Source organism: Streptomyces sp. CNT372 (assembly GCF_000377145.1).
This window is the reverse complement of sequence record NZ_KB897780.1, coordinates 265,196-291,096: the sequence shown is the minus strand read 5'-3', so window position 1 is coordinate 291,096 and position 25,901 is coordinate 265,196. Positions and strand designations below refer to the sequence as shown.

Genomic DNA, 25,901 nt, shown 5'->3' with positions numbered 1-25,901 from the left:
TGCCGACCCGGACGCGCGGGCCCCGGGCCGGGACGTACGGGCCCGCCCGCCCCGGCCGCGTAACGATCACCGGCGGTGGGCATGCTTGACGGATTCGTCTTTTCGAAGGCCCTGACGTAGACTGATGCGTCGGCTCTCGTGTATCCGTGTGTCCGCACCCGGAACGAGGGTCGATCAAGGTAGCCGATTCGAAGGGCGTAGCGTGGCCAAGAAGCAAGGTGCCATCGAAATCGAGGGCACCGTGATCGAGTCCCTCCCGAACGCCATGTTCAAGGTGGAGCTCCAGAACGGTCACAAGGTCCTCGCGCACATCTCCGGCAAGATGCGCATGCACTACATCCGCATCCTTCCGGACGACCGGGTCGTGGTGGAGCTCTCTCCCTACGACCTGACGCGTGGCCGGATCGTCTACCGCTACAAGTAGATCTTGTCGCACCCCCTCTCGCGGGGTGGCGGCACTGACCCGGAGAACCTCACATCCCATGAAGGTCAAGCCGAGCGTCAAGAAGATCTGCGACAAGTGCAAGGTGATCCGCCGTCACGGCCGGGTCATGGTCATCTGCGACAACCTGCGCCACAAGCAGCGCCAGGGCTGACGCACGACCACCTGCAGCACACTCGCAGTTTTCGCGCGACGCACGTAACACCATGTACATACGCAGGGTCCGCCTGGCTTCGGCCGGCGACACCTCCGGTGGAGGCCGGAGACCTGGTCGTACCACCCCGCTCGCGGGGTCGGCGGCCACGGAACGACCTTGCGGAAGACCTCCGACTACATCAGGAGCCATGAATGGCACGCCTTGAAGGCGTTGACCTTCCGCGCGACAAGCGCATCGAGGTCGCCCTCACCTACGTCTTCGGCATCGGGCGCACGCGGTCCCAGGAGACCCTCGCCGCCACCGGTGTCGACCCGAACACCCGCGTTCGTGACCTCGCCGAAGAGGACCTGGTCAAGATCCGCGAGTACGTGGACGTCAACTTCCAGACCGAAGGTGACCTCCGCCGCGACATCCAGGCCAACATCCGCCGCAAGGTCGAGATCGGCTGCTACCAGGGTCTGCGCCACCGCCGCGGCCTGCCGGTCCACGGCCAGCGCACCAGCACGAACGCGCGTACCCGCAAGGGCCCGCGTCGCGCGATCGCCGGCAAGAAGAAGCCGGGCAAGAAGTAGTCCTCAGCGGACATCTGTCCACGGTCTTCGCTGCAGGACCGACCACCTCCCGTAGGAGTTAAGAGATGCCCCCCAAGGGACGTCAGGGCGCAGTCAAGAAGGTGCGCCGCAAGGAAAAGAAGAACGTCGCTCACGGCCACGCGCACATCAAGAGCACGTTCAACAACACGATCGTCTCGATCACCGACCCCTCGGGCAACGTGATCTCCTGGGCCTCCGCCGGCCACGTCGGCTTCAAGGGCTCGCGCAAGTCCACCCCCTTCGCCGCGCAGATGGCCGCCGAGTCGGCCGCCCGCCGCGCGCAGGAGCACGGCATGCGCAAGGTCGACGTCTTCGTCAAGGGTCCCGGCTCCGGCCGTGAGACCGCGATCCGCTCGCTCCAGGCCACCGGCCTGGAGGTCGGCTCGATCCAGGACGTCACCCCCACCCCGCACAACGGCTGCCGTCCGCCGAAGCGCCGCCGCGTCTGACGCACGGCGCGGGCCTCGCGGCCCGGCTGCTGGACCAGGGTGTTCCGGGCGGTACGTCCCTTTCGGGGCGTGCCGCCCGTACCCTGTATCAGAGGACGTCAAATAGCGGGCGTCCACGACTGAAGGAAGTCACACCATGCTGATCGCTCAGCGTCCCTCGCTGACCGAAGAGGTCGTCGACGAGTACCGCTCGCGGTTCGTCATCGAGCCCCTGGAGCCGGGCTTCGGCTACACGCTCGGCAACAGCCTCCGTCGCACCCTCCTCTCCTCGATCCCGGGTGCGGCCGTCACGTCCATCCGCATCGACGGTGTCCTGCACGAGTTCACCACCGTGCCGGGCGTCAAGGAGGACGTCACCGACCTCATCCTCAACATCAAGCAGCTGGTCGTCTCCTCGGAGCACGACGAGCCGGTCGTGATGTACCTGCGCAAGCAGGGCCCCGGCCTGGTCACCGCCGCGGACATCGCGCCGCCGGCCGGTGTCGAGGTGCACAACCCCGATCTGGTCCTCGCCACCCTGAACGGCAAGGGCAAGCTGGAGATGGAGCTGACCGTCGAGCGCGGTCGCGGCTACGTCTCCGCCGTCCAGAACAAGCAGGTGGGCCAGGAGATCGGCCGTATCCCGGTCGACTCCATCTACTCGCCGGTTCTCAAGGTCACCTACAAGGTCGAGGCGACCCGTGTCGAGCAGCGCACCGACTTCGACAAGCTGATCGTCGACGTCGAGACCAAGCAGGCCATGCGCCCGCGTGACGCCATGGCGTCCGCCGGCAAGACCCTGGTCGAGCTGTTCGGTCTGGCGCGCGAGCTCAACATCGACGCCGAGGGCATCGACATGGGCCCGTCCCCGACGGACGCCGCCCTCGCCGCGGACCTGGCGCTGCCGATCGAGGAGCTGGAGCTCACGGTCCGCTCCTACAACTGCCTCAAGCGTGAGGGCATCCACTCCGTGGGTGAGCTCGTGGCGCGCTCCGAGGCGGACCTGCTCGACATCCGCAACTTCGGCGCGAAGTCGATCGACGAGGTCAAGGCGAAGCTGGCCGGCATGGGCCTGGCGCTCAAGGACAGCCCGCCCGGATTCGACCCGACCGCCGCCGCCGACGCCTTCGGGGCGGACGACGACGCGGACGCCGGGTTCGTCGAGACCGAGCAGTACTGATCTCCGTCCCGAGACGGTACTGCCGCCGCGGTCGGCCGTGGCCGACCGCGCCCACGCGGCGCAGCCGCACAGGCAGCACCGCCCCGCGCCCCTGACGGTGCGCCCTTCCGGGGGCGCACCCTGACGGGGGGCGCGGGTCTCCGACAGGTAACCGCCTGCTCGGATACTGACACCGGTACCTGGTACGGCCGGTGCAGACACCAAGGAGAAACACCATGCCGCGTCCCACCAAGGGAGCCCGTTTCGGTGGCAGCGCCGCTCACGAGAAGCTGCTTCTCGCGAACCTGGCGAAGTCGCTGTTCGAGCACGGCCGCATCACCACGACCGAGGCGAAGGCCCGCCGCCTGCGTCCGGTCGCCGAGCGCCTGATCACCAAGGCGAAGAAGGGCGACATCCACAACCGTCGCCTGGTGCTGCAGAGCATCACGGACAAGGGTGTCGTGCACACCCTGTTCACCGAGATCGCTCCGCGTTACGCCGAGCGTCCCGGCGGTTACACCCGCATCACCAAGATCGGCAACCGTCGTGGCGACAACGCCCCGATGGCCGTGATCGAGCTGGTCGAGGGTGAGATCGCCAAGAAGGCGACCGTCGCCGAGGCCGAGGCCGCCACCAAGCGTGCGGTCAAGGAAGACGCCCTCAAGAAGGACGAGGCCGCCGAGGCCACGACCGACGAGGCCGTCGAGGCGAAGTCCGAGGACGCCGCCGAGGAGTCCAAGGACGCCTGAACCCGGCTCCGGGCCCCCGCGGCCCGGTCCCGGTTCGCCGAACGGGTCCGTCCCCTCACGGGGGCGGGCCCGTTCCGCATGGTGCGCGGGGTGCGGCGCGCCGTACGCGAGTTGAGAGGATGGTCGCGTGAGCGACGAGGTGGAGCCCGGGTTCGTCCGGGTGCGGCTGGATCTTTCGTACGACGGCACGGACTTCTCGGGCTGGGCCAAGCAGGCCGGCGGCCGGCGCACGGTGCAGGGGGACATCGAGGACGCCCTGCGCACGGTGACCCGCTCGGGCACCACGTTCGAGCTGACCGTGGCCGGGCGGACGGACGCCGGGGTGCACGCGCGCGGCCAGGTCGCGCACGTCGACCTGCCGGTGGAGCTGTGGGCCGAGCACCGGGAGAAGCTGCTGAAGCGGCTGGCCGGGCGGCTGTCCCGGGATGTGCGTGTCTGGCGGGCCGAGGAGGCCCCGGCGGGGTTCAACGCCCGCTTCTCGGCGATCTGGCGCCGCTACGCGTACCGGGTCACCGACCACCCCGGCGGGGTGGACCCCCTGCTGCGCCAACATGTCCTGTGGCACGACTGGCCGTTGGACGTGGACGCCATGAACGAGGCCGCCGCCCGGCTGGTGGGGGAGCACGACTTCGCGGCGTACTGCAAGAAGCGCGAGGGCGCCACGACCATCCGCACCCTCCAGCGGCTCGACTGGGAGCGGGACGCCTCGGGGGTGCTCACCGCGACCGTGCGGGCGGACGCCTTCTGCCACAACATGGTGCGCTCCCTGGTGGGCGCACTGCTCTTCGTCGGCGACGGGCACCGGCCGGTGGACTGGCCCGCGAAGGTGCTGGCCGCCGGGGTGCGGGACTCGGCCGTCCATGTGGTGCGCCCCCATGGGCTGACCCTGGAGGAAGTGGGCTACCCGGCGGACGAGTTGCTGGCCGAGCGGAACAGGGAGGCGCGCAACAAGCGTTCTCTGCCCGGGAGTTCCGCCGCCGCGCCGGCCGCACGCGGCTGCGCCGGCTGCGACTGAGGGCGCTGCGCCTGAGCGGGCCGCGAGCCGGGGGTGCCGTGTAACGGGGTGTCGGGTGCAGGGGTGCCGTGTGCCGGGGTGCCGGGTTCAGGGGGCGCCGGGCGGAGGGCGCCGGCTACCCGGCCGGTGCGGTCGCTGCGGCCGACGCCTGGGCCTCGCCGCGCCGGACGATCTGCCGGAACGCGAACTCCCCGATGTCGTCCCCGGTCCGGTACGCGGCGGTGTCCTTGGTGGTCACCGACTTGGCCGTGGTGTACCCGGTGAGGGTGAAGTAGGCGTACCGGCCATAGGAGTTGTAGGTGTTGCGGCAGACCGGGCCGCCCTTGCAGAAGCCGGAGACGCCCTTGCCGGGCAGCGGGGCGACCCCGCCCCGGGCCTCCTGGACGACCTTCTTCGCGGTCTTCTCGTTCTCGAAGGTGGCGACGCCGACCGTGACCGCGATGCCGTCCCGGAGGTAGGTCGCGCGGAACACCTGCTCGCAGCCGTTGCGTTCCAGCACCCCGCCGAGGGCGCCGGTGGTGACGGAGGCGCAGGTGCCGGTGCGGGTGGTGAGGCCCTTGGTGTAGACGCGCTCCCCGTTGCCCATGGTGAGCTTCGCGCCCGGGAAGAGGGTGTCGGCGCTGAGCGGGGCCGTGTCCTTCTTGCGGTCGGAGACGAAGTCCTTCGGGTTCGGCGGGGGGAGCGGGGCGACCGAGGAGAAGGACGGCTGGGGCTGGGTGGTGTCCTGCGGGAGCGTGGGGGCGGTCGGCAGGGTGCTGTTCTCGCCGGAGGCCGTCGCGCCGCCGTTGTCCTTGTTGGAGGAGACGATCGCGGTCGCGACGGCGCCCGCTATCAGGGCCGTCGCGAGCCCTCCGCCGCCCACCATCAGCCAGCGCCGGCGGCGGGTGCGCGCGGCGGAGGCGTCGGCGAGGGCGGCCCAGTCGGGGGTGCCCGGGTCGGAGCCGTACCGCCCCTGCGAGCCCCCGTACCGGCTCCGGTCGTCGTCGTAGGAGCCCTGCCCGTAGGAGTCGGGACCCTGCCCGTAGTCGGGACCCTGGCCGTAGGGGTCGGGGCCCTGGCCGTAAGGGTCCTGCTGCTGTCCGCCGGAACCCCACTGAGGTCCCCCCTGCCCAAAGCTCATGCCGCGCATCCTAAACCTGTTGGGCCGAGTGGGCCGGGGCGGTGACAATCGGTCGCATGGGACATGTGGAGGCGGCACATCTGGAGTACTACCTTCCGGACGGGCGGGTGCTCCTCGGGGACGCGTCGTTCCGGGTCGGCGAGGGCGCGGTCGCGGCCCTGGTCGGCGCCAACGGCGCGGGCAAGACGACCCTGCTGCGCATCCTCTCCGGTGAACTCCGGCCGCACGGCGGCTCGGTGACGGTGACCGGGGGGCTCGGTGTGATGCCGCAGTTCGTCGGCTCGGTGCGGGACGAGCGGACCGTACGGGACCTGCTGGTCTCCGTCGCCCAGCCGCGTGTCCGCCAGGCCGCCGCCGCGGTGGACGCGGCCGAGCACGCCGTGATGACCGTCGACGACGAGCGGGCGCAGATGGCGTACGCGCAGGCGCTGAGCGACTGGGCGGAGGCACGCGGCTACGAGGCGGAGACCGTCTGGGACATGTGCACGACGGCCGCGCTGGGCGTCCCGTACGAGAAGGCGCAGTGGCGGCAGGTGCGCACCCTCTCCGGCGGTGAGCAGAAGCGGCTGGTGCTGGAGGCCCTGCTCCGCGGCCCGGACGAGGTGCTGCTGCTGGACGAGCCGGACAACTACCTCGACGTCCCCGGCAAGCGGTGGCTGGAGGACCGCCTGAAGGAGACCCGCAAGACCGTCCTCTTCGTCTCCCACGACCGGGAGCTGCTCTCCCGGGCGGCCGAGCGGATCGTCAGCGTGGAGCCCGGCCCGGCCGGCTCGGACGTGTGGGTGCACGGCGGCGGCTTCGCCACCTTCCCCGAGGCGCGCCGGGAGCGGTTCGCCCGCTTCGAGGAGCTGAAGCGCCGCTGGGAGGAGGAGCACGCGCGGCTGAAGGCCCTGGTGCTGCGGCTGCGGCAGCAGGCGGCGAACAGCCCCGACATGGCCTCCCGCTACCGGGCGATGCAGACCCGGCTGCGCAGGTTCGAGGACGCGGGCCCGCCGCCGGAGCCGCCGCGCGAGCAGGACATCCGGATGCGGCTGCGCGGCGGGCGCACCGGGGTGCGGGCCCTGACCTGCGAGAACCTGGAGCTGACCGGTCTGATGAAGCCCTTCTCGCTGGAGGTGTTCTACGGGGAGCGGGTGGCGGTGCTGGGCTCCAACGGCTCCGGCAAGTCCCACTTCCTGCGGCTGCTGGCGGGCGACCCGGTCGCGCACACCGGGCAGTGGCGGCTCGGCGCGCGGGTCGTCCCCGGCCACTTCGCGCAGACGCACGCCCACCCGGAACTCCTGGGCCGCACCCTGGTGGACATCCTGTGGACGGAGCACGCCAGGGACCGGGGCGGGGCGATGTCCGTGCTGCGCCGCTACGAGCTGGAGCGGCAGGGCGACCAGCCCTTCGAGAAGCTGTCCGGCGGGCAGCAGGCGCGGTTCCAGATCCTCCTTCTGGAGCTGGCCGGCACCACGGCCCTGCTGCTCGACGAGCCCACCGACAACCTCGACCTGGAGTCGGCCGAGGCGCTCCAGGCGGGCCTGGAGGTGTACGAGGGGACGGTGCTGGCGGTCACGCACGACCGCTGGTTCGCCCGGTCCTTCGACCGCTTTCTGGTGTTCGGCGCGGACGGCCGGGTCCGGGAGACGCCGGAGCCCGTGTGGGACGAGCGGCGGGTGGAGCGCGCGCGGTAGCGGGGAGGCCCGGCAACCGGGCCGCTCCCCGGGCCCAGGGGAGCGTTTTGACCCGTGCGGGGGGCCACGGGTATTCTTCTGGTTCGTTATGCGTATTGGCTTGCTCTATCTCACGTGAGGGGCCCTTACGCCGGTCCACCGGGCCGACTCTCAGCGACCAGCACGCGGTTTGCGTCACCGAAGTGCGGTCAGGGCTGGCATGTCGTCCGGGTGGCCTTGTCAGGACCCCGTCCTGGGCGGCCTCGCGGTCGCGCAGGATCCCCATCACTGAAGAAGCGAAGGCTACGACCGTGCGTACGTACAGCCCCAAGCCCGGCGATGTGACGCGCCAGTGGCACATCATCGACGCGCAGGACATCGTCCTGGGCCGTCTGGCGACCACCGCCGCTACCCTTCTCCGGGGCAAGCACAAGCCGATCTACGCGCCGCACGTTGACACCGGTGACTTCGTCATCATCATCAACGCGGACAAGGTGCACCTGTCCGGCAACAAGCGGACCCAGAAGATGGCGTACCGCCACTCCGGCTACCCGGGTGGTCTGCGCTCCGTCCGCTACGACGAGCTGCTGGACAAGAACCCCGAGAAGGCCGTGGAGAAGGCCGTCAAGGGCATGCTCCCGAAGAACTCCCTGGGCCGTCAGATGCTCTCGAAGCTGAAGGTCTACGCGGGCGAGAACCACCCGCACGCTGCGCAGCAGCCGGTTCCGTTCGAGATCACCCAGGTCGCGCAGTAAGTCCGGCCACCCCCTAAGACGAAAAGAATCTGAGGAGAATCGTGGCTGAGACCACCGCCGAGACCCCGCTCGAAGAGGTTGACGTCGAGCAGTACACCACCGAGACCGAGGTTCCGGTCGAGGGCGAGTACACCTCCGAGTCCATGGCGTCCCGCTTCGGCGACCCGCAGCCGGCCGCCGGCCTGGGCCGTCGCAAGAACGCCATCGCCCGTGTCCGGATCGTTCCGGGCTCCGGCAAGTGGAAGATCAACGGTCGCACCCTCGAGGACTACTTCCCGAACAAGGTGCACCAGCAGGAAGTCAACGAGCCCTTCAAGGTGCTCGAGCTCGACAACCGCTACGACGTCATCGCCCGCATCGCGGGTGGCGGCGTCTCCGGCCAGGCCGGCGCCCTGCGCCTCGGTGTGGCCCGCGCCCTCAACGAGGCCGACGTGGACAACAACCGCGGCGCCCTGAAGAAGGCCGGCTTCCTCTCCCGCGACGACCGTGCGGTCGAGCGCAAGAAGGCCGGTCTCAAGAAGGCCCGTAAGGCCCCGCAGTACAGCAAGCGCTAAATCGCAGGCTGGCTCTTCGTACGCCCCGGCGGCACTCGGTGCCGCCGGGGCGTTCGTCTTACCGGCCCCGCCGCCGCACCGGTTCACCCACCCTGCGACGGCCGGCTCGACGACCTCGGGCGTATAACAAAGGTTCGAGCACTCAGTTTCTCGGAGGACAACAGTGGGACGACTCTTCGGTACGGACGGGGTACGCGGCGTGGCCAACGCCGACCTCACGGCCGAGCTCGCGCTCGGCCTGTCGGTCGCGGCGGCGCATGTGCTCGCGGAGGCGGGGTCCTTCGCGGGCCATCGCCCGACCGCGGTGGTGGGCCGCGACCCCCGCGCGTCCGGAGAGTTCCTGGAGGCCGCCGTCGTGGCCGGCCTCGCCAGCGCCGGTGTGGACGTGCTCCGGGTCGGCGTGCTGCCCACGCCCGCCGTCGCGTACCTCACCGGCGCCCTCGGCGCCGACCTCGGCGTGATGCTCTCCGCCAGTCACAACGCCATGCCGGACAACGGCATCAAGTTCTTCGCCCGCGGCGGCCACAAGCTCGCCGACGAGCTGGAGGACCGCATCGAGGAGGTCTACGAGCAGCACCGCACCGGTGAGCCGTGGGACCGGCCGACCGGCGTGGGCGTGGGCCGGGTGAAGGAGTACGACGAGGGCTTCGACAAGTACGTCGCCCACCTCGTCGCCGTCCTGCCGAACCGCCTCGACGGGCTGAAGATCGTCCTGGACGAGGCGCACGGGGCGGCCTCCCGGGTCTCGCCGGAGGCGTTCGCGCGGGCCGGGGCCGAGGTCGTGACCATCGGCGCGGAGCCCGACGGGCTCAACATCAACGACGGCTGCGGCTCGACGCACCTGGACCTGCTGCGCGCGGCGGTCGTGGAGCACGGGGCGCACCTGGGCATCGCGCACGACGGCGACGCCGACCGCTGCCTGGCCGTGGACGCGGCGGGGGAGGAGGTCGACGGCGACCAGATCCTGGCCGTCCTCGCCCTCGCGATGCGCGAGGCGGGGACCCTGCGCGGGGACACCGTGGTCGCCACCGTGATGTCCAACCTGGGCTTCAAGCTGGCCATGGAGCGGGAGGGCGTCCGGCTGGTGCAGACCGCCGTCGGCGACCGCTATGTCCTGGAGTCGATGAAGGAGCACGGCTTCGCCCTCGGCGGCGAGCAGTCCGGGCACGTCATCGTGCTCGACCACGCGACCACCGGTGACGGCACCCTCACGGGTCTGATGCTCGCGGCCCGGGTCGCGGCCACCGGCCGTCCGCTGGCCGAGCTGGTGAAGGTGATGGAGCGCCTGCCGCAGGTCCTGGTCAACGTCCGGGACGTGGACAAGGCCCGGGTGGCGACCTCGGGCGAGCTGTCCCACGCGGTGGTCGAGGCCGAGCGGGAGCTGGGCGCCACGGGCCGGGTGCTGCTGCGCCCCTCGGGCACCGAGCCCCTGGTGCGGGTGATGGTCGAGGCGGCCGACATCGAGCAGGCGCGCACGGTCGCGGGCCGGCTGGCCGACGCGGTGAAGTCCGCGCTGGGCTGAGGCGCGGTCCCACCGGCGGGGTCCGGGCGCGCGCCGCTCAGGCGCGGGCCCGGGCGGCTCGCCGGGTCTTCAGGCGCGGGCCGGGGGTGGTCTGCGGCAACTTCAGGCCCGGGCCCGGCGGCTCGCGGGGGCTTCAGGCGCGGGCCCGGGCGCGCCGCCAGAGGTACTTCTGCGTCAGCAGGGTCGCCGTGCCCGCGAGCACGATCCCGGAGAGGTTGAGCAGCAACTGCTCGGAGGAGCCCCGGGCCTGGGCGTAGTCGGTGTAGCTGAAGGCCACCGCCGCGTTGGCCGCCGCCGGGACGGTCGTCACCGAGATCGCCACGCCCACCAGCGCGCCGGACTTGGCCGAGGTGAGGGAGAGCATCCCCGCGATCCCCGCGAGCACGGCCACGATGAACGAGAACAGGTCCGGGTCGTACACGAAACGGGTGTTGGGCCGGTCGGCCTCCAACTGGGCCAGGGAGAACAGCCCCAGAGAGTCCATCAGGAAGCTGAACCCGGCGGTCACCAGCATCGCGGCGGCGAACCCGGCGACCAGCGCGAGGACCGAGCGCCACGCCAGCTTCGGCGCGCCCCGCACCAGCGCCGTGCAGATCCCGGCCAGCGGTCCGAACTCCGGCCCGACCGCCATGGCCCCCACGATCAGGATCGCGTTGTCCAGGACCACACCGCAGGCCGCGAGCATCGTCGCCAGGCAGAGGAAGGCCAGATAGGTGGCGCTGAGGGTGGACTCCTCGTGGGTCGCCTTGGTCAGCTCGTCCCAGACCACCGCGTCCGCGGCGTCTCCCGGAGCCGCGCGTTCCGCCTCGTCGGCCCGCCGGGACAGGGTGAGGGCGGTGTCCTCCAGGCTGATCGACCCGCAGTCGTCGATCCCCAGTCCGCGCAGGCCGGTGACGAGCGCGTCGGCCGCCTCCCGGGCGACGTCGCAGAGCACCACGTCGCCGCGCGGGTCGCGGGCGGCGCCCTCCAGCACGGCCAGATGGGCCGTGCCGGTGGTCCGCTCCAGCAGGGCGACCACCTCGTCGGTGCGGTCGGACGGCGTGATCAGTCGCAGATGCAGCACCGGGGGATCCTACGCGCGGCCCCGGCGGCCGCGGCTCACAGCTTGCGCAGGGAGAGCCGCTGCACCTTGTGGTCCGGGCCCTTGCGCAGGACCAGGGTGGCGCGCCCGCGCGTGGGGGCCACGTTCTCCAGCAGGTTGGGGCGGTTGATCGTCCGCCACATGGTGCGGGCGTAGTCCAGCGCCTCCTCCTCGGAGACCTGGGTGTACTTGCGGAAGTACGAGAACGGGTTCTGGAACGCGGTCTCCCGCAGCTTGCGGAAGCGGTTCAGGTACCAGGTCTCGATGTCCTCGGTGCGGGCGTCCACGTAGACGCTGAAGTCGAAGTAGTCGGCGAGACCGACCCGGGTGCGGCCGTCCTGGCCGGGCAGGGCCGGCTGGAGGACGTTCAGCCCCTCGACGATCAGGATGTCCGGGCGGCGCACGGTCAGACGCTCGTCGGGGACGATGTCGTAGATCAGGTGCGAGTAGACCGGCGCGGTGACCTCGTCCTTGCCCGCCTTGATGTCCGCGACGAACCGGGTCAGCGCCCGGCGGTCGTAGGACTCGGGGAAGCCCTTGCGGGACATCAGCCCGCGGGCCCGGAGCTCCTTCATCGGCAGCAGGAAGCCGTCGGTGGTGACCAGCTCGACCCGGGGGTGCTCGGGCCAGCGGGCCAGCAGCGCCTGGAGGAGACGGGCCACGGTGGACTTGCCCACCGCGACCGACCCGGCGACCCCTATGACGAAGGGTGTGCCCCGCTGGGCGCCGTGGCCGCCGCCCGCGTCGCCCAGGAAGGTGTTGAGGGCGCCGCGCAGCCCGGCGGTGGCCTGCACATAGAGGTTGAGCAGCCGGGACAGCGGCAGATAGACGTCGCGCACCTCGTCGAGGTCGATCACGTCACCGAGGCCGCGGAGCTGCTCCACCTCCTCCGCCGTGAGCGGCAGCGGCGTCTTCTCCCGCAGCGCGCTCCACTCCGCGCGGGTGAGGTCGACATAGGGCGTCGACGGGTGCTCGGCCCGGCGGTGGGCGCTCCGTGGCGGCGAAGAGATCACACGGCCCATTGTCGGGGGTGGGCTGTGCCCGTGGAGGGTGGGGTCGGTCACGCCGCGCCGGACCTGGCGACCGGACGGTTGGTCCGCTTGCGGCCGGAATGTCAGTGGCGTGGGTCACAGTTGTGGAAGGAGTGGGTGCCGAACCGCGGCGCCCGCGATGTCCGCGGAGTCGGCCGAGAGTCGCAGGAAGTCGCGAGAGGTGTCCCATGACGTACGCCATCCAGGCGGAGGGTCTGGTCAAGCGGTTCAAGGAGACGGAGGCCCTGGCCGGGGTCGATCTGGCGGCCCGCACCGGCTCGGTGCTGGGCCTGCTCGGGCCCAACGGCGCCGGGAAGACGACGGCGGTGCGGATCTTCGCCACCCTGATCGAGCCCGACGCCGGGCGGGCGCTGGTCGCCGGCCACGACGTCGTCCGCGAGGCCCGCGCCGTCCGCTCCCTCATCGGCCTGACCGGCCAGTACGCCGCGGTCGACGAGAACCTCACCGGCACGGAGAACCTGCTGCTGATAGGCCGCCTCCTCGGCCTGTCCCGGCCCGACGCCCGGGCGCGGGCGCGCGAGCTGCTGGACCGCTTCCAGCTCTCCGACGCCGCCGGCCGCGCCGCCAAGACGTACTCCGGCGGGATGCGCCGCCGGCTGGACCTCGCCGCCAGCCTGGTGGGGCGTCCGAGCATCCTCTTCCTCGACGAGCCGACGACCGGTCTGGACCCGCACAGCCGGGGTGAGCTGTGGGAGATGCTGCGCGGCCTGGTCGCCGACGGCGCGACGGCGCTGCTCACCACGCAGTACCTCAACGAGGCGGACGTCCTCGCGGACGACATCGTCGTCGTGGACAAGGGCCGGGTCATCGCCGAGGGCACGCCCGACCAGCTCAAGTCCGAGGCGGGCGGTCAGGTCCTGGAGGTCCGCCCGCTCGCCCCGGCCGATCTGGGCGCGGTGCACGCGCTGGTCGGCCGGGCCGCCGGGCCGGGCACCCGGATCGAGGGCGACGCCGTCACGGCCCCCGTCAACGACCCGGAGCTGATGCCCGCGGTGGTCCGGGGCCTGGACCGGGAGGGCATCGCGGTGGGCGAGCTGGCCCTGCGGCGCTCCTCCCTGGACGAGGTCTTCCTCGCCCTCACCGGCCACCGGGCCGAACCCCGCGAGGAAGGCGCCGGCGGCGACGGCTCCCGGCCCGACGAGCCCGACGGCTCCGGCCCGGGCTCCGGCTCGGGGGACGGGTCCCGGTCCACATCCCGGGACGAGAGCGGGGCGGCGAAGGCGGTGAGTTCGGCATGACCGCCGTGACGGCCGCCCCCACCGCACCCGTGGCGGGCCCCGGCCGGGCCGGGCCCCTGACCTGGGCGCGCCAGACGCTGACGATGGCGTGGCGCAGCCTGGTGGCGGTGAAGCACAACCCGCTGGAGCTGGTCGACTACAGCGTCACGCCGATCATGTTCGTGCTGCTCTTCACCTATGTGCTGGGCGGGCAGATGGCGGGCTCCACCGACGCCTATCTGCAGTACGCGCTGCCCGGAATCATCGTGCAGAACACCCTGTTCATGACCACCTACACGGCCATGGCGCTCAACACCGACCTGACCAAGGGAGTCTTCGACCGGCTGCGCAGCCTCCCCATCGCCCGCTCCGCCCCGCTGATCGGGCGCATCACGGCCGACCTCACCAAGCACATATGGGCGATGCTGCTGATGATCGGCCTCGGCCTGATCATGGGCTTCCAAATCACCGGCGGGCTCGGCGGCTTCCTGCTCGGCGCGGTCCTGCTGGTGGTGTTCGCGGCGGCGGTCTCCTGGGCCGCGGTCCTCATCGGGATGCTCGCGGGGGACGCCGAGAAGGTCCAGGCGTTCGCGTTCACCCTGATCTTCCCGATCACGTTCACCAGCAGCGCCTTCGTCGTCGTGGACACCATGCCCGGCTGGCTCCAGGCATGGAGCGATGTGAACCCGGTGACCCATCTGTCGGACGCCTACCGAGGGCTGCTGGGCGGCGGCGCGGTGGCGGAGCCGGTGCTGTGGTCGCTGGTGTGGGCCGTGGGCATCGCCGCGGTGTTCTGCCCGCTGGCGATGCGGGCGTACCGGGCGAAGGCGTGAGCGGGCCCCGGAGAGACCGGCGGGGTGCGGGCCGGGTCACTCGGTCCGGGCGGGGACCCGGCCGGCGGCGATCGCGTCGAGCAGGGCCCGGTGGTCCCGCTCGTTCTGGTCCGCGTAGCGCTCGGCGAACTCCGTCAGCGCCCCGTCGAAGACATCGCTCCCGCCCAGGTAGGCGGCGATGGCGATGCGGTCACCGGAGCGCGCGTGCGCGCGGGCCAGCGTCCAGCCGCACAGCTCCCCGAAGACCCGCATCCCGCGCGGTGCCATCCGGGAGGCGTCCACCACGAACTTCCAGTCCCGCAACTGGCGCAGGTAGAAGTCCCGGGTGCCGCCGTCGATCCCCTCGGCCCGCTGCCAGCCGAGGAAGATGTCGCTGGCCGCCTGCATCAGCCGCTGCCCCGCGACCACGCGCTCGCCCTCGGTGGCGTACTCGGAGTTCCCGAGGTGCGGGGCGAGGACGGAGACGCCCGCCTCCTTGGCCTGGATGAAGAGGGGGTCCTCCTCGTCCCGGCCCAGCAGCAGCACGATCCAGCAGCGGGTGCCCACACTGCCCACGCCGACCACCTTGCGGGCGATGTCGACCGGGGTGAACTGCGAGAGCAGATGCTGCCGGTCGGTCGGCAGGCTCGCCCGGTAGCCGAGCAGCAGATCGGTGATCCGCTGCCGCAGCACGCCCTCCTCCACATCGGGCAGCAGGTCGGTGAGCGGGGTGACCACGGGCGGATCGGGCGTGATGCGGCGCTCCCCGTCGATCACGGAGGTCAGCTTGGCGAAGGCCTGGAGGTTGTCGTGCCGGCGCGCCGAGACCAGCGAGCGCTCCAGCTGCTTGCGCCCCCGGGTGGGCAGCCGTCCCGAGGCGAGGCCCGCGAGCTGGTCCGCGTCCGCCCGTGCGTACCAGACGTCCAGCAGGCGCATCCCGGCGAAGCGGCGCATCTGCTCGCGGTAGGAGCGCACGGTGGCGCGGACGACGCGGCGGCGCTGCACGGTGGAGAAGCCGTTCTCCCGTCCTGCGATGACCAGGCTGGCGGCGAGGCGCTTGACGTCCCACTCCCAGGGGCCGGGCAGGGTCTCGTCGAAGTCGTTGATGTCGAAGAGGAGCCGGCGCTCGGGGGAGGCGAGCAGGCGGAAGTTCAGCATGTGCGCGTCGCCGCAGAGCTGGGCGCGCAGGCCCGAGTCGGCGGTGGCGGCCAGGTCCCCGGCCATGATCGCGGCGGCGCCCCGGAAGAAACGGAACGGCGTCTCGGACATCCGGCCGTAGCGCAGCGGCACCAGGTCCGGCACCCGGGTCGCCGACTGCTTCTCGATGACGTCGACGGGGTCGGGGCGGTGCCGGGTGGGCGCGAACTCGGCGTGCGAGGAGCGGGGCGCCCGGTTCCGCGCCGCCCGCCCGCGCGCGGCGCGCTCCGCGGGGGAGAGCCGGACCTGCCGGGTCGCGGTCATGGTCGGGGTGCTCGCCACTGCCGTTCCGGGCTTGCGCTTCATGGCGGTCCTCGCGTTCCTGGCGCTCTCGGGGTGGCGGGCCCGCCCCGCGGGGCCCGGTCCGTTTCCAGGAGAACCCCGCGCCCCGGCCCGCGCACCCCGGGCCGACGCGCACGGCCCGGACGGCGCGCGGCGCGAGCGGCCCGGCCCGGGCGGTGCGCGGCGCGTGCGCCCCGGCCCGGGCGGTGCGCGGCGCGAGCGGCCCGGCCCGGGCGGTGCGCGGCGCGTGCGGCCCGGCCCGGGCGGTGCGCGGCGCGAGCGGCCCGGCCCGGGCGGTGCGCGGCGCGTGCGGCCCTCATGGCCCTTCGTCGGGATCGGGCCGGGCTCGCGTGCCCTGGCACCGCGCCTCGCCCCGTCGTCCGGGCTCACGAGCCCGGCACCGAGCCTCGACGGGTGGTCGTCACTCGCCATGGCTCTGCCATGGCTCAGCCGTGTCTCGCCCCCTGGCCTTCGGCCCCTGGCTTTCGGCCGGGAGGTACCACCGTCCTCCGCCCTGCGATCCGCCTGGGCCCCCGCGGGCCCGGGGAGGCCCCATGCCCCGGACCCCGCTGCCCCGGAGCCCGCTGCACCGGACGCCGCTCACCCTCCGACCCGATCCAAAAGAAAGGCCATAGGCTGCCGCCATGTGCGGAATCGTGGGTTACGTCGGCGGACAGTCGGCGCTCGAAGTGGTCATCGCCGGGCTCAAGCGGCTGGAGTACCGCGGGTACGACTCGGCCGGGGTCGCGGTCCTCGCGGACGGCGGGCTCGCCGCGGCGAAGAAGGCGGGGAAGCTCGTCAATCTGGAGAAGGAACTGGTGGAGCGGCCGCTGCCGAGCGGCTCCACGGGCATCGGGCACACCCGGTGGGCCACCCACGGCGGCCCCACCGACGCCAACGCCCACCCCCACCTGGACAACGCGGGCCGGGTGGCGGTCGTCCACAACGGGATCATCGAGAACTTCGCCGCCCTGCGCGCCGAACTCGCGGAGCGCGGCCACGACCTGGCGTCCGAGACGGACACCGAGGTCGTCGCGCACCTCCTCGCCGAGGCGTTCTCCTCCTCCGGCGATCTCGCCGAGTCGATGCGCATGGTGTGCCGGCGGCTGGAGGGCGCGTTCACCCTGGTCGCCGTGCACGCGGACGAGCCGGACGTGGTAGTCGGCGCCCGCAGGAACTCGCCGCTGGTGGTCGGCGTCGGCGAGGGGGAGTCCTTCCTCGCCTCGGACGTGGCCGCCTTCATCGCGCACACCCGGTCCGCGATCGAGCTGGGCCAGGACCAGGTGGTGGAACTCCGCCGCGACGGCGTGACGGTCACCGGTTTCGACGGCGCGCCCGCCGAGGTGCGTTCGTACCACGTCGACTGGGACGCCTCCGCCGCCGAGAAGGGCGGCTACGACTACTTCATGCTCAAGGAGATCGCCGAGCAGCCCAAAGCGGTCGCCGACACCCTCCTCGGCCGGATCGACGCCTCCGGGGTGCTGAGCCTCGACGAGGTCCGCATCCCGGCGCACGTCCTGCGCGAGGCGACCAAGGTCGTCGTGGTGGCCTGCGGCACCGCGTACCACGCCGGTCTGATCGCCAAGTACGCCATCGAGCACTGGACCCGCCTCCCCTGCGAGGTCGAGCTGGCGAGCGAGTTCCGCTACCGGGACCCGATCCTGGACCGGCGGACCCTGGTCGTCGCGATCTCGCAGTCCGGCGAGACGATGGACACGCTGATGGCGCTGCGCCACGCGCGGGAGCAGGGCGCGCATGTGCTGGCCATCTGCAACACCAACGGCTCGACCATCCCGCGCGAGTCCGACGCCGTGCTCTATACGCACGCCGGCCCGGAGGTCGCGGTCGCCTCCACCAAGGCGTTCCTCACCCAGGTCGTGGCCTGCTACCTGGTCGCGCTCTACCTGGGCCAGGTGCGCGGCACCAAGTGGGGCGACGAGATCCGGGACGTCATCCGGGACCTGGCGGGCATCTCCGGCCAGGTGGAGCGGGTGCTGGAGACGATGGAGCCGGTGCGGGAGCTGGCGCGTTCGCTGGCGCACAAGAACACCGTCCTTTTCCTCGGCCGGCACGTCGGCCACCCGGTGGCCCTGGAGGGCGCGCTCAAGCTCAAGGAACTGGCGTACATGCACGCGGAGGGCTTCGCCGCGGGCGAGCTGAAGCACGGGCCGATCGCGCTCATCGAGGAGGACCTGCCGGTCGTGGTGGTGGTGCCCTCGCCGCGCGGGCGCTCGGTCCTGCACGACAAGATCGTCTCCAACATCCAGGAGATCAGGGCCCGGGGCGCCCGGACCATCGTCATCGCGGAGGAGGGGGACGAGGCGGTCGTCCCGTACGCGGACCATCTGGTCCGCATCCCGGCGACGCCGACCCTGCTCCAGCCGATGGTCGCGACCGTCCCCCTCCAGGTCTTCGCCTGCGAGCTGGCGACCGCCCGGGGCAACGAGGTGGACCAGCCGCGCAACCTGGCGAAGTCGGTGACGGTGGAGTGAGCCCGGCACGGCGGATCACGGGCGGGGCGGGAGGCCCCGGCCGGTGATCATCGGGGTGGGGATCGACGTGGCGGAGGTCGACCGCTTCGCCGCGGCGATGGAGCGCACACCGGCGATGGCCCGGCGGCTGTTCGTGGACCACGAACTCCTCCTGCCGAGCGGCGAACGCCGGGGGTATGCCTCCCTCGCGGCGCGCTTCGCCGCGAAGGAGGCGCTCGCGAAGGCACTGGGCGCGCCTGCCGGGCTGCTCTGGACGCACGCGGAGGTGTACGTCGAGGACTCCGGGCGCCCGCGCCTGCGCGTCAGCGGCACGGTCGCGGCCCGGGCGGCGGAGCTGGGGGTGCGCTCCTGGCATGTTTCGCTCAGCCATGACGCGGGGGTGGCGTCGGCGGTGGTGATCGCGGAGGGCTGAGCACGGGCGGTCGGCGGTCGGCGGTCGTGTGGCGACGGCCTGTGTGGTGCCGGGCCCACACGGTGTGGACCCGGCACGTGTTGGCCCGGCACGTGTGCGGTGGGTCCACATGGGCCCGGCACGTGTGCGGTTCGTCCGTGAGGTGTCCGCAGGTGGCCTGGCCCGTGTGGGGCGGGTCCGTGTTGGGTCGGCACGTGTTGGCCCGGCATGTCTGGGGCGGGCCCGAGCCCCGGCGGGTTCGCCGCCGCCGGTCGGGGCAACTCGGCTCCGCGGGGCGCCACTTGCCCGCGCCCCGCGTCCGACCGGGGCAGGGGCCGGTGGGGCAGACTCGGGGCATGCGTACCGCGTACACCGTCGAAGCCATCCGTCACGCCGAGGCCCAGCTCATGGCGCGGCTCCCCGACGGGGCGCTGATGCACCGCGCCGCCGCCGGGCTGGCCGCCGCCTGCGCGGGACTGCTGGGGCGGGTGTACGGCGCCCGCGTCGTTCTCCTCGTCGGCAGCGGCGACAACGGTGGCGACGCCCTGTTCGCGGGCGCCCGCCTCGCCCGGCGCGGCGCCGGGGTGACGGCCGTGCTGCTGGCCCCCGGCCGCGCGCACAGGGCCGGGCTCGCCGCCCTCCGCGCCGCCGGCGGGACGGTCGCCGACGACCCGTTCGAGCCCCTGGCCGGTGCGGACCTCGTCCTGGACGGGATCACCGGCATCGGCGGCCACGGCGGACTCCGCCCGGACGCCGTCCCCGTCGCCCGGGCCGCCCGCGGCTCGGACGCCGTCGTGGTCGCCGTCGACCTGCCGAGCGGCATCGAGGCGGACACGGGCGAGGTCCGGGGCGAGGCCCTGCGCGCCGATCTGACGGTCACCTTCGGGGCGTGCAAGGCGGGGCTCCTCGTCGACCCGGCGCGGGAGCTGACCGGGACCGTCCGCCTGGTGCCCATCGGGATCGAGGACGACCTTCCCTCCGTGCCGGAACTGGAGGCCCTCCAGCACGTGGACGTGGCACGGCTGCTGCCGCTGCCCGCCGCCGAGAGCGACAAGTACCGGCGCGGGGTCGTCGGCGTCGTCGCCGGGTCCGCCCGGTACCCGGGGGCGGCGGTGCTGACCGTCGCGGGGGCGCTGCGCGGCGGCGCGGGGGCCGTCCGGTACGCGGGGCCGGGTGCCGACGCGGTGATCGCGCGCTTCCCGGAGTGCCTGGTCACCGGGGGCCGGCCGAGCGAGGCGGGCCGGGTCCAGTCCTGGGTCGTCGGCCCGGGCATCGGCGAGAACCGGGACGCGGTGCGCGAGGTGCTCGCCTCGGACGTACCGGTCCTGGTCGACGCGGACGGCCTGCGCCTGCTGGAGGCGGCCGAGGTACGGGGCCGGACCGCGCCCACCCTGCTGACGCCGCACGCCGGGGAGGCCGCGGCCCTGCTCGGCGCCGCCCGCGAGGAGGTCGAGGCGGCCCGCCTGGCGTCCGTCCGCGAACTGGCGGCCCGCTACGGCGCGACGGTCCTGCTGAAGGGATCCACCACCCTGGTGGCCGACCCCGACGGGCGCGCCCCGGTGCGCGTCAACCCGATGGGCACCCCCTGGCTGGCCACGGCGGGCAGTGGCGACGTGCTCTCCGGCCTCGCGGGCTCCCTCCTCGCGACGGGCCTCGGCGCCCGCGACGCCGGCTCCCTCGCCGCGTACCTCCACGGCCTCGCCGCCCGCCTCGCGGCCACGCGGGGCGTCCCCCTGACGGCGTACGAGGTCGCCGCGGCCCTCCCGAACGCCTGGCACGACATCCACGAGGGCGCCGCCCCGCCCGCCTCCCTGACCTGAATCCACCGGGCGGACCGGTCCGGGCCGGGGTGTGTGCAGGGCGCACATGTGGGGGGCGCGCCGTGTCGACAGGGCACACCCCCTGGCAGGCCGGCATCCATGTGCCCCGGGCTCATGTGCCCCAAGCCCATGTGGCGCCGCCCCATGTGGTGGCCCTCCACCGCCCGGTCCCGCGCTCCCGGCCGCGCGCCACGCCCGGCCTGGCGGGGGCCGGTCCGGACGGTCGCCGGGGCCCTGGAACACCCGCCCGCCCCCGCGTGTCGCCCCGGGGTGCGGGCGCTCCCCGCGCGTGGGGCGGCGGGTGCGGACGGGGCACAGGTGACGCGGGTGGCCGCCGGGCGGACGGAGCACGGCGGGGGGCTCTGAGAGACTGGGCGGGATGAGCCAGACACCGCCACCGCAGCCCGCACCGCCGAGAGCCCGTGCCGAGGTCGACCTCGGCGCGCTGCGCGCCAACGTCCGCGCGCTGCGCGCTCGCGCCCCGCGAGCCGCGCTGATGGCCGTCGTCAAGTCCGACGCCTACGGCCACGGCATGGTCCCCTGCGCCCGCGCCGCCCTCGCGGCCGGCGCCGGCTGGCTCGGCACCGCCACCCCGCACGAGGCGCTCGCCCTGCGCGCCGCGGGCATCGGCGGCCGGATCATGTGCTGGCTGTGGACACCCGGCGACCCCTGGCGCGCGGGCATCGAGGCCGACCTCGACATGTCGGTGAGCGCCCTGTGGGCGCTCACCGAGGTCACGGCCGCCGCCCGGGAGGCCGGCCGCCCCGCCCGCGTCCAGCTCAAGGCCGACACCGGCCTCGGCCGCAACGGCTGCGCCCCCGCCGACTGGCCCGCCCTGGTCGCCGCCGCCCGCGCCGCCGAGGCCGAGGGCCTGATCAAGGTCACCGGCCTGTGGTCCCACTTCGCCTGCGCCGACGAGCCCGGCCACCCCTCGATCGCCGCCCAGCTCCACGTCTTCCGCGACCTGCTGGACCACGCCGAGAAGGCCGGGATCGACCCCGAGGTGCGCCACATCGCCAACTCCCCGGCGACCCTCACGCTCCCGGAGTCCCACTTCGACCTGGTCCGCACGGGCATCGCCGTCTACGGCGTCTCACCCGCCCCCGAACTCGGCACGCCCGCCGAGCTCGGCCTGCGCCCGGTGATGACGCTCTCCGCCTCCCTGGCGCTGGTCAAGCACGTCCCGGCGGGTCACGGGGTCGGCTACGGCCACCACTACGTCACCGGGCGCGAGACGACCCTCGGCCTGGTCCCGCTCGGCTACGCGGACGGCATCCCGCGCCACGCCTCCGGCACCGGCCCGGTCCTGGTCGGCGGCGAGCGGCGACGGGTCGCCGGGCGGGTGGCGATGGACCAGTTCGTCGTGGATCTCGGTGGGCAGACGGTCGAGGAGGGCAGCGAGGTGCTGCTCTTCGGTCCGGGCGACCGGGGCGAGCCGACGGCGGAGGACTGGGCGCGGGCGGCGGGCACGATCGGGTACGAGATCGTCACCCGCATCGGCGCCCGGGTGCCCCGCGTCCACCTCGATCCGGACCCGCGAACGGACCCGGCCCCCCGGCCGGCCCCGGAAGCGGGGGCGGGCACGGAAACGGACCCGGCCCCGGCGGGGGCCACCGCCCGCTGACGAGCCCCCGCCCCGACCCAAAACCCGGACCCGGAACCCGGACCCGGAACCCGGACCCGGAACCCGGACCAGGACCGCCACGCACGACGCGTCGACGAGACGGACAGGAGAGGCACGGTGAGCGAGACCAGCACGGGGGACGTCGCCGAGGCCGCCGCGGCGGTCGCGGCGGCGGGCAGTTGGCGCCGCGCGGGCGTCGCCGGAGCCGCGATAGGCGTGATCGCCGCCGGCGCCGCGGCGGGCGTCGCGGTCGAACGCCTCACCGTCGGCCGCGGTATGCGCAAGAAGGCCCGGCTCGCCCTCGACGCGACGGGACCCTACGGCTCCCTGCGCGGCGTACCCGGCCGCGCGGTCGCCGACGACGGCACGGTCCTCTACTACGAGGTCGACGAGATCGACCCGGAGGCGGCCGCGCCCCGGCGCCGGCGCCTCTTCGGCCGCAAGGCGCCCGCGCCCGTCACCGTCGTGTTCAGCCACGGCTACTGCCTGAGCCAGGACTCCTGGCACTTCCAGCGGGCCGCCCTGCGCGGACTCGTGCGGACCGTCCACTGGGACCAGCGCAGCCACGGCCGCTCGGCCCGCGGCACCGCCCAGTCCGGCCCCGGCGCCGTGCCCGTCTCCATCGACCAGCTCGGCCGGGACCTGAAGGCCGTGATCGACGCCGCCGCCCCCGAGGGCGCGCTGGTGCTCGTCGGGCACTCCATGGGCGGCATGACGATGATGGCGCTCGCCGCGCACTTCCCCGAGCTGGTGCGGGACCGGGTGGTCGCCGCGGCCTTCGTCGGCACCTCGGCCGGCCGCCTCGGCGAGGTCAGCTACGGGCTGCCGGTCGCGGGCGTCAACGCCGTGCGCCGGGTCCTGCCCGGTGTGCTGAAGGCCCTCGGCTCCCAGGCCGAGCTGGTCGAGCGGGGCCGCCGGGCCACCGCCGACCTGTTCGCCGGGCTGATCAAGCGGTACTCGTTCTCGTCCAGGGACGTGGACCCGGCCGTCGCCCGCTTCGCGGAGCGCATGATCGAGTCCACCCCGATCGACGTGGTCGCCGAGTTCTATCCGGCCTTCACCGAGCACGACAAGTCCGAGGCGCTGGACGTGTTCGCAGGCGGCCCGGTCCTCGTCCTCGCGGGTGACAAGGACCTGGTCACGCCCAGTACGCACAGTGAGGCCATCGCCGACCGGCTGCCCGACGCGGAACTGGTCGTCGTCCCGGACGGCGGCCATCTGGTCATGCTGGAGCACCCGGAGGCCGTCACGGACCGGCTGGCGGACCTGCTGGTGCGGGCCGGCGCGGTGCCGGCAGCGGCTAACGTTGGCAGCTATGGAAGCACTGCACAGCCCGGCGGCTGACCCGGCCGCCACATCCCCCGCAGACCGGGACGGCTCCCCGGCCGAGGCGTCGTCCGCGTCCCCCGTCGAGGTCCGTTCCGTCCGCGTCCCGGTCGACTCCCCGGAGCGGATGCAGGTCCTGGGGCGCGCGCTGGCGGAGCGCCTGCGCGCCGGGGACCTGGTGATGCTCACGGGCGAACTGGGCGCGGGCAAGACCACGCTCACCCGCGGTCTGGGCGAGGGGCTCGGGGTGCGGGGCGCGGTCACCTCCCCGACCTTCGTCATCGCCCGGGTGCACCCGCCGCTGGCCGCCGGGCCGGCGCTGGTCCACGTCGACGCGTACCGCCTCGGCGGCGGGCTCGACGAGATGGAGGACCTGGACCTCGACGTCTCGCTGCCCGAGTCCGTGGTGGTCGTGGAGTGGGGCGACGGCAAGGTGGAGGACCTCTCGGAGGACCGCCTCCACGTCCTGATCCACCGCGCCTCGGGCGACACCGACGACGACCGCCGCGAGGTGACCCTGCACGGGTACGGAGCGCGCTGGGCGGACGCGGACCTGGCCGGCCTCACCGTCACCCCGGACGCCCCCACCGCCTGATCCGCCCCCGCCGTTCCGCCTGCTCCCGCCGTTCCGCCCGCTCCCGCTGCTCCACCCGTTGCCGAGGCCCGCTCCGGCATGCCGTGCTCCGCCCGCGCGCCGTGCGTTCCGACAAGGTGTCGGGAAAATGTTGCGCGGGCAGCCTTCTGCGTGATGACATGGGGCAAGACTTGGTTAGGTATACCTCACCCGTACCTCACCACGCCTGCCCCAGGAGCCCAGGAGGCGTCCATGCCGGCATCGGAGCGCGAAGCACAGTCCCCCCGGCCGTCGCGCGCGGCGGATCCCCGGCCGCCCGCCGGCCTTTCCATGCGCGACCTGCTGGCGTCCTGCGCCGCGGCGAGCGCCGTGTCCACCCCGCCGCGCGAGCTGCCCCGCACCGCCGAACCCCGGGAGACGGCACACCACCGCGACGCCGCCTGAGCCGGCGCTTCCGCTGACAGCCCGGACAGCCCCGACCAACCGGACCACCCGGCCCGGGACTCCCTAGCGGGGTTGGGGGACGACGACCTTCCAGCTACGGGCTTCCGGCTACGGGACGACGACGACCTTCGAGCCGATCGTCGCGAACTTCCACATCGCGTCGCCGTCCGCCCGCGTCATCCGGACGCCGCCCGTCTTCTTCGACGGGTCCGGACTGGCCATCGAGCCGTTCACGGCGGCGCTGAACCCGACCGCCACCCCGTCGACCACCGCGAAACGCACGACGTGCTCGACCGGCACCCCGTCCGAACCGGCGACCCTGCCCGAGCGCGAGGTGACCGTGTAGGACCCGGGCTGCGGGCTCACCGTCGAGGGCATCACCTCGAAGGTCCGCGGCTTGCCCTCCTCGCCGACCAGCCAGACGCGGCGGTCGCCGAGCCGGTACACCACCCGCTCGCCGGTCCCGGAGTCGGCCGGCACCGCCAGCAGGTCCTTCGCCTTCTCCTCGGGCCCGGCCGAGGCCTTCGCGGACGGGACCGCATGCGGGCGCTTCGAGGTGTCGAGGCTGTCGGGGACGTTGGCCTGGGCCTGGTACGCGAGAAACCCGACGACGGCCAGCGCCGCCGCCGTGAGCCCGGCCACGAGTCCCGAGCTGCTCCGTGCCACCGTGTCCCGCCTTTCGCCCGCACATCCCGATCGTGGTGACGGTAGCAGCAGCCGTGGTGTTCGAGCGGGCACCGTGCCCGCTCCCCGGGAGCCGTAGGCTGTTCGCGTGCTCTTGCTCGCCATGGATACCGCAACCGCCGCCGTCACCGCCGCCCTGCACGACGGCTCCTCCGTCGTCGCCGAGTCCACCCGCGTGGACGCCCGCAGACACGGTGAACTGCTGCTTCCCGCCGTCCACCGGGTGCTCGGCGAGGCCGGGACGACGCTCGACGCCGTCACCGGGATCGTGGTCGGGGTCGGCCCGGGGCCGTACACCGGGCTGCGTGTGGGGCTGGTGACCGCGACGACCTTCGCCTCCGTCCTGGGTGTCCCCGTCCACGGCGTCTGCACCCTCGACGGCCTCGCGTACGCCTCCGGCCTGGAGGAGCCCTTCACGGTCGCGACGGACGCGCGGCGCAAGGAGGTCTACTGGGCCCGGTACGCCGATGCCCGCACCCGTCTCACGGACGCCGCGGTGGACCGGCCCGCCGACCTCGCCGAGCAGGTCGCGGGGCAGCCCGCGGTCGGCGCGGGCGCGCTGCTGTACCCGGAGACCTTCCCGAACGCGCGCGGGCCCGAGCACGTCAGCGCGGCGGCCCTCGCCTCCCTGGCCGCCGAGCGCCTGGCGGCGGGCGGGGACGGCTTTCTGGACCCGCTCCCGCTGTACCTGCGCCGCCCCGATGCGCAGGTGCCCAAGAACTACAAGGTGGTCACCCCCCGGTGAACACGGCCGTC

26 protein-coding genes are annotated in these 25,901 nt (G+C 73.3%); 21 read left to right on the top strand and 5 right to left on the bottom strand.

Features of this window, described 5'->3' with window-relative positions:
* Positions 1-202 precede the first annotated feature (202 nt).
* From infA to truA, 7 genes are all read left to right on the top strand, one after another.
* Positions 203-424, top strand: coding sequence for a translation initiation factor IF-1 (infA, locus tag C593_RS0111700; protein ID WP_003956442.1), 222 nt, complete (start codon positions 203-205; stop codon positions 422-424).
* A 58-nt stretch (positions 425-482) separates the two neighbouring features.
* Complete coding sequence (gene rpmJ / locus C593_RS0111695) at positions 483-596, top strand: 50S ribosomal protein L36 (RefSeq protein WP_003956441.1); 114 nt, start codon at positions 483-485, stop codon at positions 594-596.
* Between the two features lie 194 nt (positions 597-790).
* Positions 791-1,171, top strand: coding sequence for a 30S ribosomal protein S13 (gene rpsM / locus C593_RS0111690; RefSeq protein ID WP_018847488.1), 381 nt, complete (start codon positions 791-793; stop codon positions 1,169-1,171).
* A gap of 65 nt (positions 1,172-1,236) precedes the next feature.
* Positions 1,237-1,641: a 30S ribosomal protein S11 gene (gene rpsK / locus C593_RS0111685; protein ID WP_017949643.1), complete on the top strand. Its 405-nt coding sequence runs from the start codon at positions 1,237-1,239 to the stop codon at positions 1,639-1,641.
* A gap of 136 nt (positions 1,642-1,777) precedes the next feature.
* Positions 1,778-2,800 carry a DNA-directed RNA polymerase subunit alpha gene (locus tag C593_RS0111680; RefSeq protein ID WP_003956430.1) on the top strand — a complete coding sequence of 341 codons (1,023 nt, stop codon included), beginning with the start codon at positions 1,778-1,780 and terminating at the stop codon, positions 2,798-2,800.
* 215 nt (positions 2,801-3,015) lie between these two features.
* Complete coding sequence (gene rplQ, locus C593_RS0111675; protein ID WP_018847487.1) at positions 3,016-3,528, top strand: 50S ribosomal protein L17; 513 nt, start codon at positions 3,016-3,018, stop codon at positions 3,526-3,528.
* A 127-nt stretch (positions 3,529-3,655) separates the two neighbouring features.
* Entirely contained in the window at positions 3,656-4,543 is an 888-nt protein-coding gene (gene truA / locus C593_RS0111670) for a tRNA pseudouridine(38-40) synthase TruA (protein ID WP_018847486.1), read from the top strand.
* A 115-nt stretch (positions 4,544-4,658) separates the two neighbouring features.
* Here truA and C593_RS0111665 read toward each other — a convergent pair whose 3' ends face one another.
* Complete coding sequence (locus C593_RS0111665; RefSeq protein WP_018847485.1) at positions 4,659-5,663, bottom strand: hypothetical protein; 1,005 nt, start codon at positions 5,661-5,663, stop codon at positions 4,659-4,661.
* Positions 5,664-5,719: 56 nt separating this feature from the next.
* Here C593_RS0111665 and C593_RS0111660 point away from each other — a divergent pair, with 56 nt between their 5' ends.
* The 4 genes from C593_RS0111660 (at position 5,720) to glmM (ending at position 10,149) form a co-directional block, all read left to right on the top strand.
* Complete coding sequence (locus C593_RS0111660) at positions 5,720-7,339, top strand: ATP-binding cassette domain-containing protein (RefSeq protein WP_018847484.1); 1,620 nt, start codon at positions 5,720-5,722, stop codon at positions 7,337-7,339.
* A 290-nt stretch (positions 7,340-7,629) separates the two neighbouring features.
* Positions 7,630-8,073 (top strand): 50S ribosomal protein L13, encoded by a 444-nt coding sequence (gene rplM, locus C593_RS0111655; protein ID WP_018847483.1) that lies wholly within the window; start codon positions 7,630-7,632, stop codon positions 8,071-8,073.
* Between the two features lie 41 nt (positions 8,074-8,114).
* Complete coding sequence (gene rpsI / locus C593_RS0111650; RefSeq protein WP_018847482.1) at positions 8,115-8,627, top strand: 30S ribosomal protein S9; 513 nt, start codon at positions 8,115-8,117, stop codon at positions 8,625-8,627.
* A 163-nt stretch (positions 8,628-8,790) separates the two neighbouring features.
* Complete coding sequence (gene glmM / locus C593_RS0111645) at positions 8,791-10,149, top strand: phosphoglucosamine mutase (protein WP_020610291.1); 1,359 nt, start codon at positions 8,791-8,793, stop codon at positions 10,147-10,149.
* A gap of 133 nt (positions 10,150-10,282) precedes the next feature.
* Here the strand turns inward: glmM and C593_RS0111640 are convergent, their stop codons facing one another.
* Together C593_RS0111640 and coaA are read right to left on the bottom strand one after the other, a co-directional pair.
* Positions 10,283-11,212 (bottom strand): DUF389 domain-containing protein, encoded by a 930-nt coding sequence (locus tag C593_RS0111640; protein WP_018847480.1) that lies wholly within the window; start codon positions 11,210-11,212, stop codon positions 10,283-10,285.
* 35 nt (positions 11,213-11,247) lie between these two features.
* Complete coding sequence (gene coaA / locus C593_RS0111635) at positions 11,248-12,243, bottom strand: type I pantothenate kinase (protein WP_026277598.1); 996 nt, start codon at positions 12,241-12,243, stop codon at positions 11,248-11,250.
* Positions 12,244-12,449: 206 nt separating this feature from the next.
* Here coaA and C593_RS0111630 point away from each other — a divergent pair, with 206 nt between their 5' ends.
* Both C593_RS0111630 and C593_RS0111625 read left to right on the top strand, forming a co-directional pair.
* Positions 12,450-13,520 carry a daunorubicin resistance protein DrrA family ABC transporter ATP-binding protein gene (locus tag C593_RS0111630; RefSeq protein ID WP_018847478.1) on the top strand — a complete coding sequence of 357 codons (1,071 nt, stop codon included), beginning with the start codon at positions 12,450-12,452 and terminating at the stop codon, positions 13,518-13,520.
* Positions 13,517-14,332, top strand: a complete 816-nt coding sequence (locus C593_RS0111625; protein WP_018847477.1) for an ABC transporter permease — start codon at positions 13,517-13,519, stop codon at positions 14,330-14,332. The genes C593_RS0111630 and C593_RS0111625 overlap by 4 nt, the downstream gene beginning before the upstream one ends.
* A 36-nt stretch (positions 14,333-14,368) precedes the next feature.
* Here the strand turns inward: C593_RS0111625 and C593_RS0111620 are convergent, their stop codons facing one another.
* Entirely contained in the window at positions 14,369-15,772 is a 1,404-nt protein-coding gene (locus tag C593_RS0111620; protein ID WP_106434631.1) for a DUF2252 domain-containing protein, read from the bottom strand.
* 662 nt (positions 15,773-16,434) lie between these two features.
* Between C593_RS0111620 and glmS the strand changes: the two genes are divergently transcribed.
* From glmS to C593_RS0111585, 7 genes are all read left to right on the top strand, one after another.
* The gene (glmS, locus tag C593_RS0111615) at positions 16,435-18,282 is read left to right on the top strand and encodes a glutamine--fructose-6-phosphate transaminase (isomerizing) (protein ID WP_026277597.1); all 1,848 of its coding nucleotides are present in this window, start codon (positions 16,435-16,437) and stop codon (positions 18,280-18,282) included.
* Between the two features lie 43 nt (positions 18,283-18,325).
* Complete coding sequence (locus tag C593_RS0111610; RefSeq protein ID WP_018847474.1) at positions 18,326-18,694, top strand: holo-ACP synthase; 369 nt, start codon at positions 18,326-18,328, stop codon at positions 18,692-18,694.
* A gap of 335 nt (positions 18,695-19,029) precedes the next feature.
* Positions 19,030-20,493: an NAD(P)H-hydrate dehydratase gene (locus C593_RS0111605; RefSeq protein WP_018847473.1), complete on the top strand. Its 1,464-nt coding sequence runs from the start codon at positions 19,030-19,032 to the stop codon at positions 20,491-20,493.
* 379 nt (positions 20,494-20,872) lie between these two features.
* On the top strand, positions 20,873-22,117 hold the full coding sequence (alr, locus tag C593_RS0111600; protein ID WP_018847472.1) for an alanine racemase: 1,245 nt from the start codon (positions 20,873-20,875) through the stop codon (positions 22,115-22,117).
* Between the two features lie 117 nt (positions 22,118-22,234).
* Complete coding sequence (locus C593_RS0111595) at positions 22,235-23,461, top strand: alpha/beta fold hydrolase (protein ID WP_018847471.1); 1,227 nt, start codon at positions 22,235-22,237, stop codon at positions 23,459-23,461.
* Positions 23,433-24,038 (top strand): tRNA (adenosine(37)-N6)-threonylcarbamoyltransferase complex ATPase subunit type 1 TsaE, encoded by a 606-nt coding sequence (gene tsaE, locus C593_RS0111590; RefSeq protein ID WP_018847470.1) that lies wholly within the window; start codon positions 23,433-23,435, stop codon positions 24,036-24,038. The genes C593_RS0111595 and tsaE overlap by 29 nt, the downstream gene beginning before the upstream one ends.
* 231 nt (positions 24,039-24,269) lie before the next feature.
* Complete coding sequence (locus C593_RS0111585) at positions 24,270-24,461, top strand: hypothetical protein (protein ID WP_026277596.1); 192 nt, start codon at positions 24,270-24,272, stop codon at positions 24,459-24,461.
* A 108-nt stretch (positions 24,462-24,569) separates the two neighbouring features.
* Here the strand turns inward: C593_RS0111585 and C593_RS0111580 are convergent, their stop codons facing one another.
* Positions 24,570-25,127: a hypothetical protein gene (locus C593_RS0111580; RefSeq protein WP_486591115.1), complete on the bottom strand. Its 558-nt coding sequence runs from the start codon at positions 25,125-25,127 to the stop codon at positions 24,570-24,572.
* A 106-nt stretch (positions 25,128-25,233) separates the two neighbouring features.
* On the opposite strand from C593_RS0111580, the gene tsaB reads away from it, so the two are divergent.
* Complete coding sequence (gene tsaB / locus C593_RS0111575; RefSeq protein WP_026277595.1) at positions 25,234-25,890, top strand: tRNA (adenosine(37)-N6)-threonylcarbamoyltransferase complex dimerization subunit type 1 TsaB; 657 nt, start codon at positions 25,234-25,236, stop codon at positions 25,888-25,890.
* The last annotated feature ends 11 nt before the right edge of the window (positions 25,891-25,901 follow it).

What these genes read in the sequence shown, in the direction of transcription:
- C593_RS0111665 (WP_018847485.1), bottom strand. Translation starts at nt 5,663, where the DNA reads ATGAGCTTTGGGCAGGGGGGACCTCAGTGGGGTTCCGGCGGACAGCAG.
- C593_RS0111625 (WP_018847477.1), top strand. Translation starts at nt 13,517, where the DNA reads ATGACCGCCGTGACGGCCGCCCCCACCGCACCCGTGGCGGGCCCCGGC.
- C593_RS0111620 (WP_106434631.1), bottom strand. Translation starts at nt 15,772, where the DNA reads ATGACCGCGACCCGGCAGGTCCGGCTCTCCCCCGCGGAGCGCGCCGCG.
- C593_RS0111630 (WP_018847478.1), top strand. Translation starts at nt 12,450, where the DNA reads ATGACGTACGCCATCCAGGCGGAGGGTCTGGTCAAGCGGTTCAAGGAG.
- rpsK (WP_017949643.1), top strand. Translation starts at nt 1,237, where the DNA reads ATGCCCCCCAAGGGACGTCAGGGCGCAGTCAAGAAGGTGCGCCGCAAG.
- rpmJ (WP_003956441.1), top strand. Translation starts at nt 483, where the DNA reads ATGAAGGTCAAGCCGAGCGTCAAGAAGATCTGCGACAAGTGCAAGGTG.
- C593_RS0111680 (WP_003956430.1), top strand. Translation starts at nt 1,778, where the DNA reads ATGCTGATCGCTCAGCGTCCCTCGCTGACCGAAGAGGTCGTCGACGAG.
- alr (WP_018847472.1), top strand. Translation starts at nt 20,873, where the DNA reads ATGAGCCAGACACCGCCACCGCAGCCCGCACCGCCGAGAGCCCGTGCC.
- glmS (WP_026277597.1), top strand. Translation starts at nt 16,435, where the DNA reads ATGTGCGGAATCGTGGGTTACGTCGGCGGACAGTCGGCGCTCGAAGTG.
- tsaE (WP_018847470.1), top strand. Translation starts at nt 23,433, where the DNA reads ATGGAAGCACTGCACAGCCCGGCGGCTGACCCGGCCGCCACATCCCCC.
- rplQ (WP_018847487.1), top strand. Translation starts at nt 3,016, where the DNA reads ATGCCGCGTCCCACCAAGGGAGCCCGTTTCGGTGGCAGCGCCGCTCAC.
- C593_RS0111605 (WP_018847473.1), top strand. Translation starts at nt 19,030, where the DNA reads ATGCGTACCGCGTACACCGTCGAAGCCATCCGTCACGCCGAGGCCCAG.
- C593_RS0111660 (WP_018847484.1), top strand. Translation starts at nt 5,720, where the DNA reads ATGGGACATGTGGAGGCGGCACATCTGGAGTACTACCTTCCGGACGGG.
- rpsM (WP_018847488.1), top strand. Translation starts at nt 791, where the DNA reads ATGGCACGCCTTGAAGGCGTTGACCTTCCGCGCGACAAGCGCATCGAG.
- C593_RS0111585 (WP_026277596.1), top strand. Translation starts at nt 24,270, where the DNA reads ATGCCGGCATCGGAGCGCGAAGCACAGTCCCCCCGGCCGTCGCGCGCG.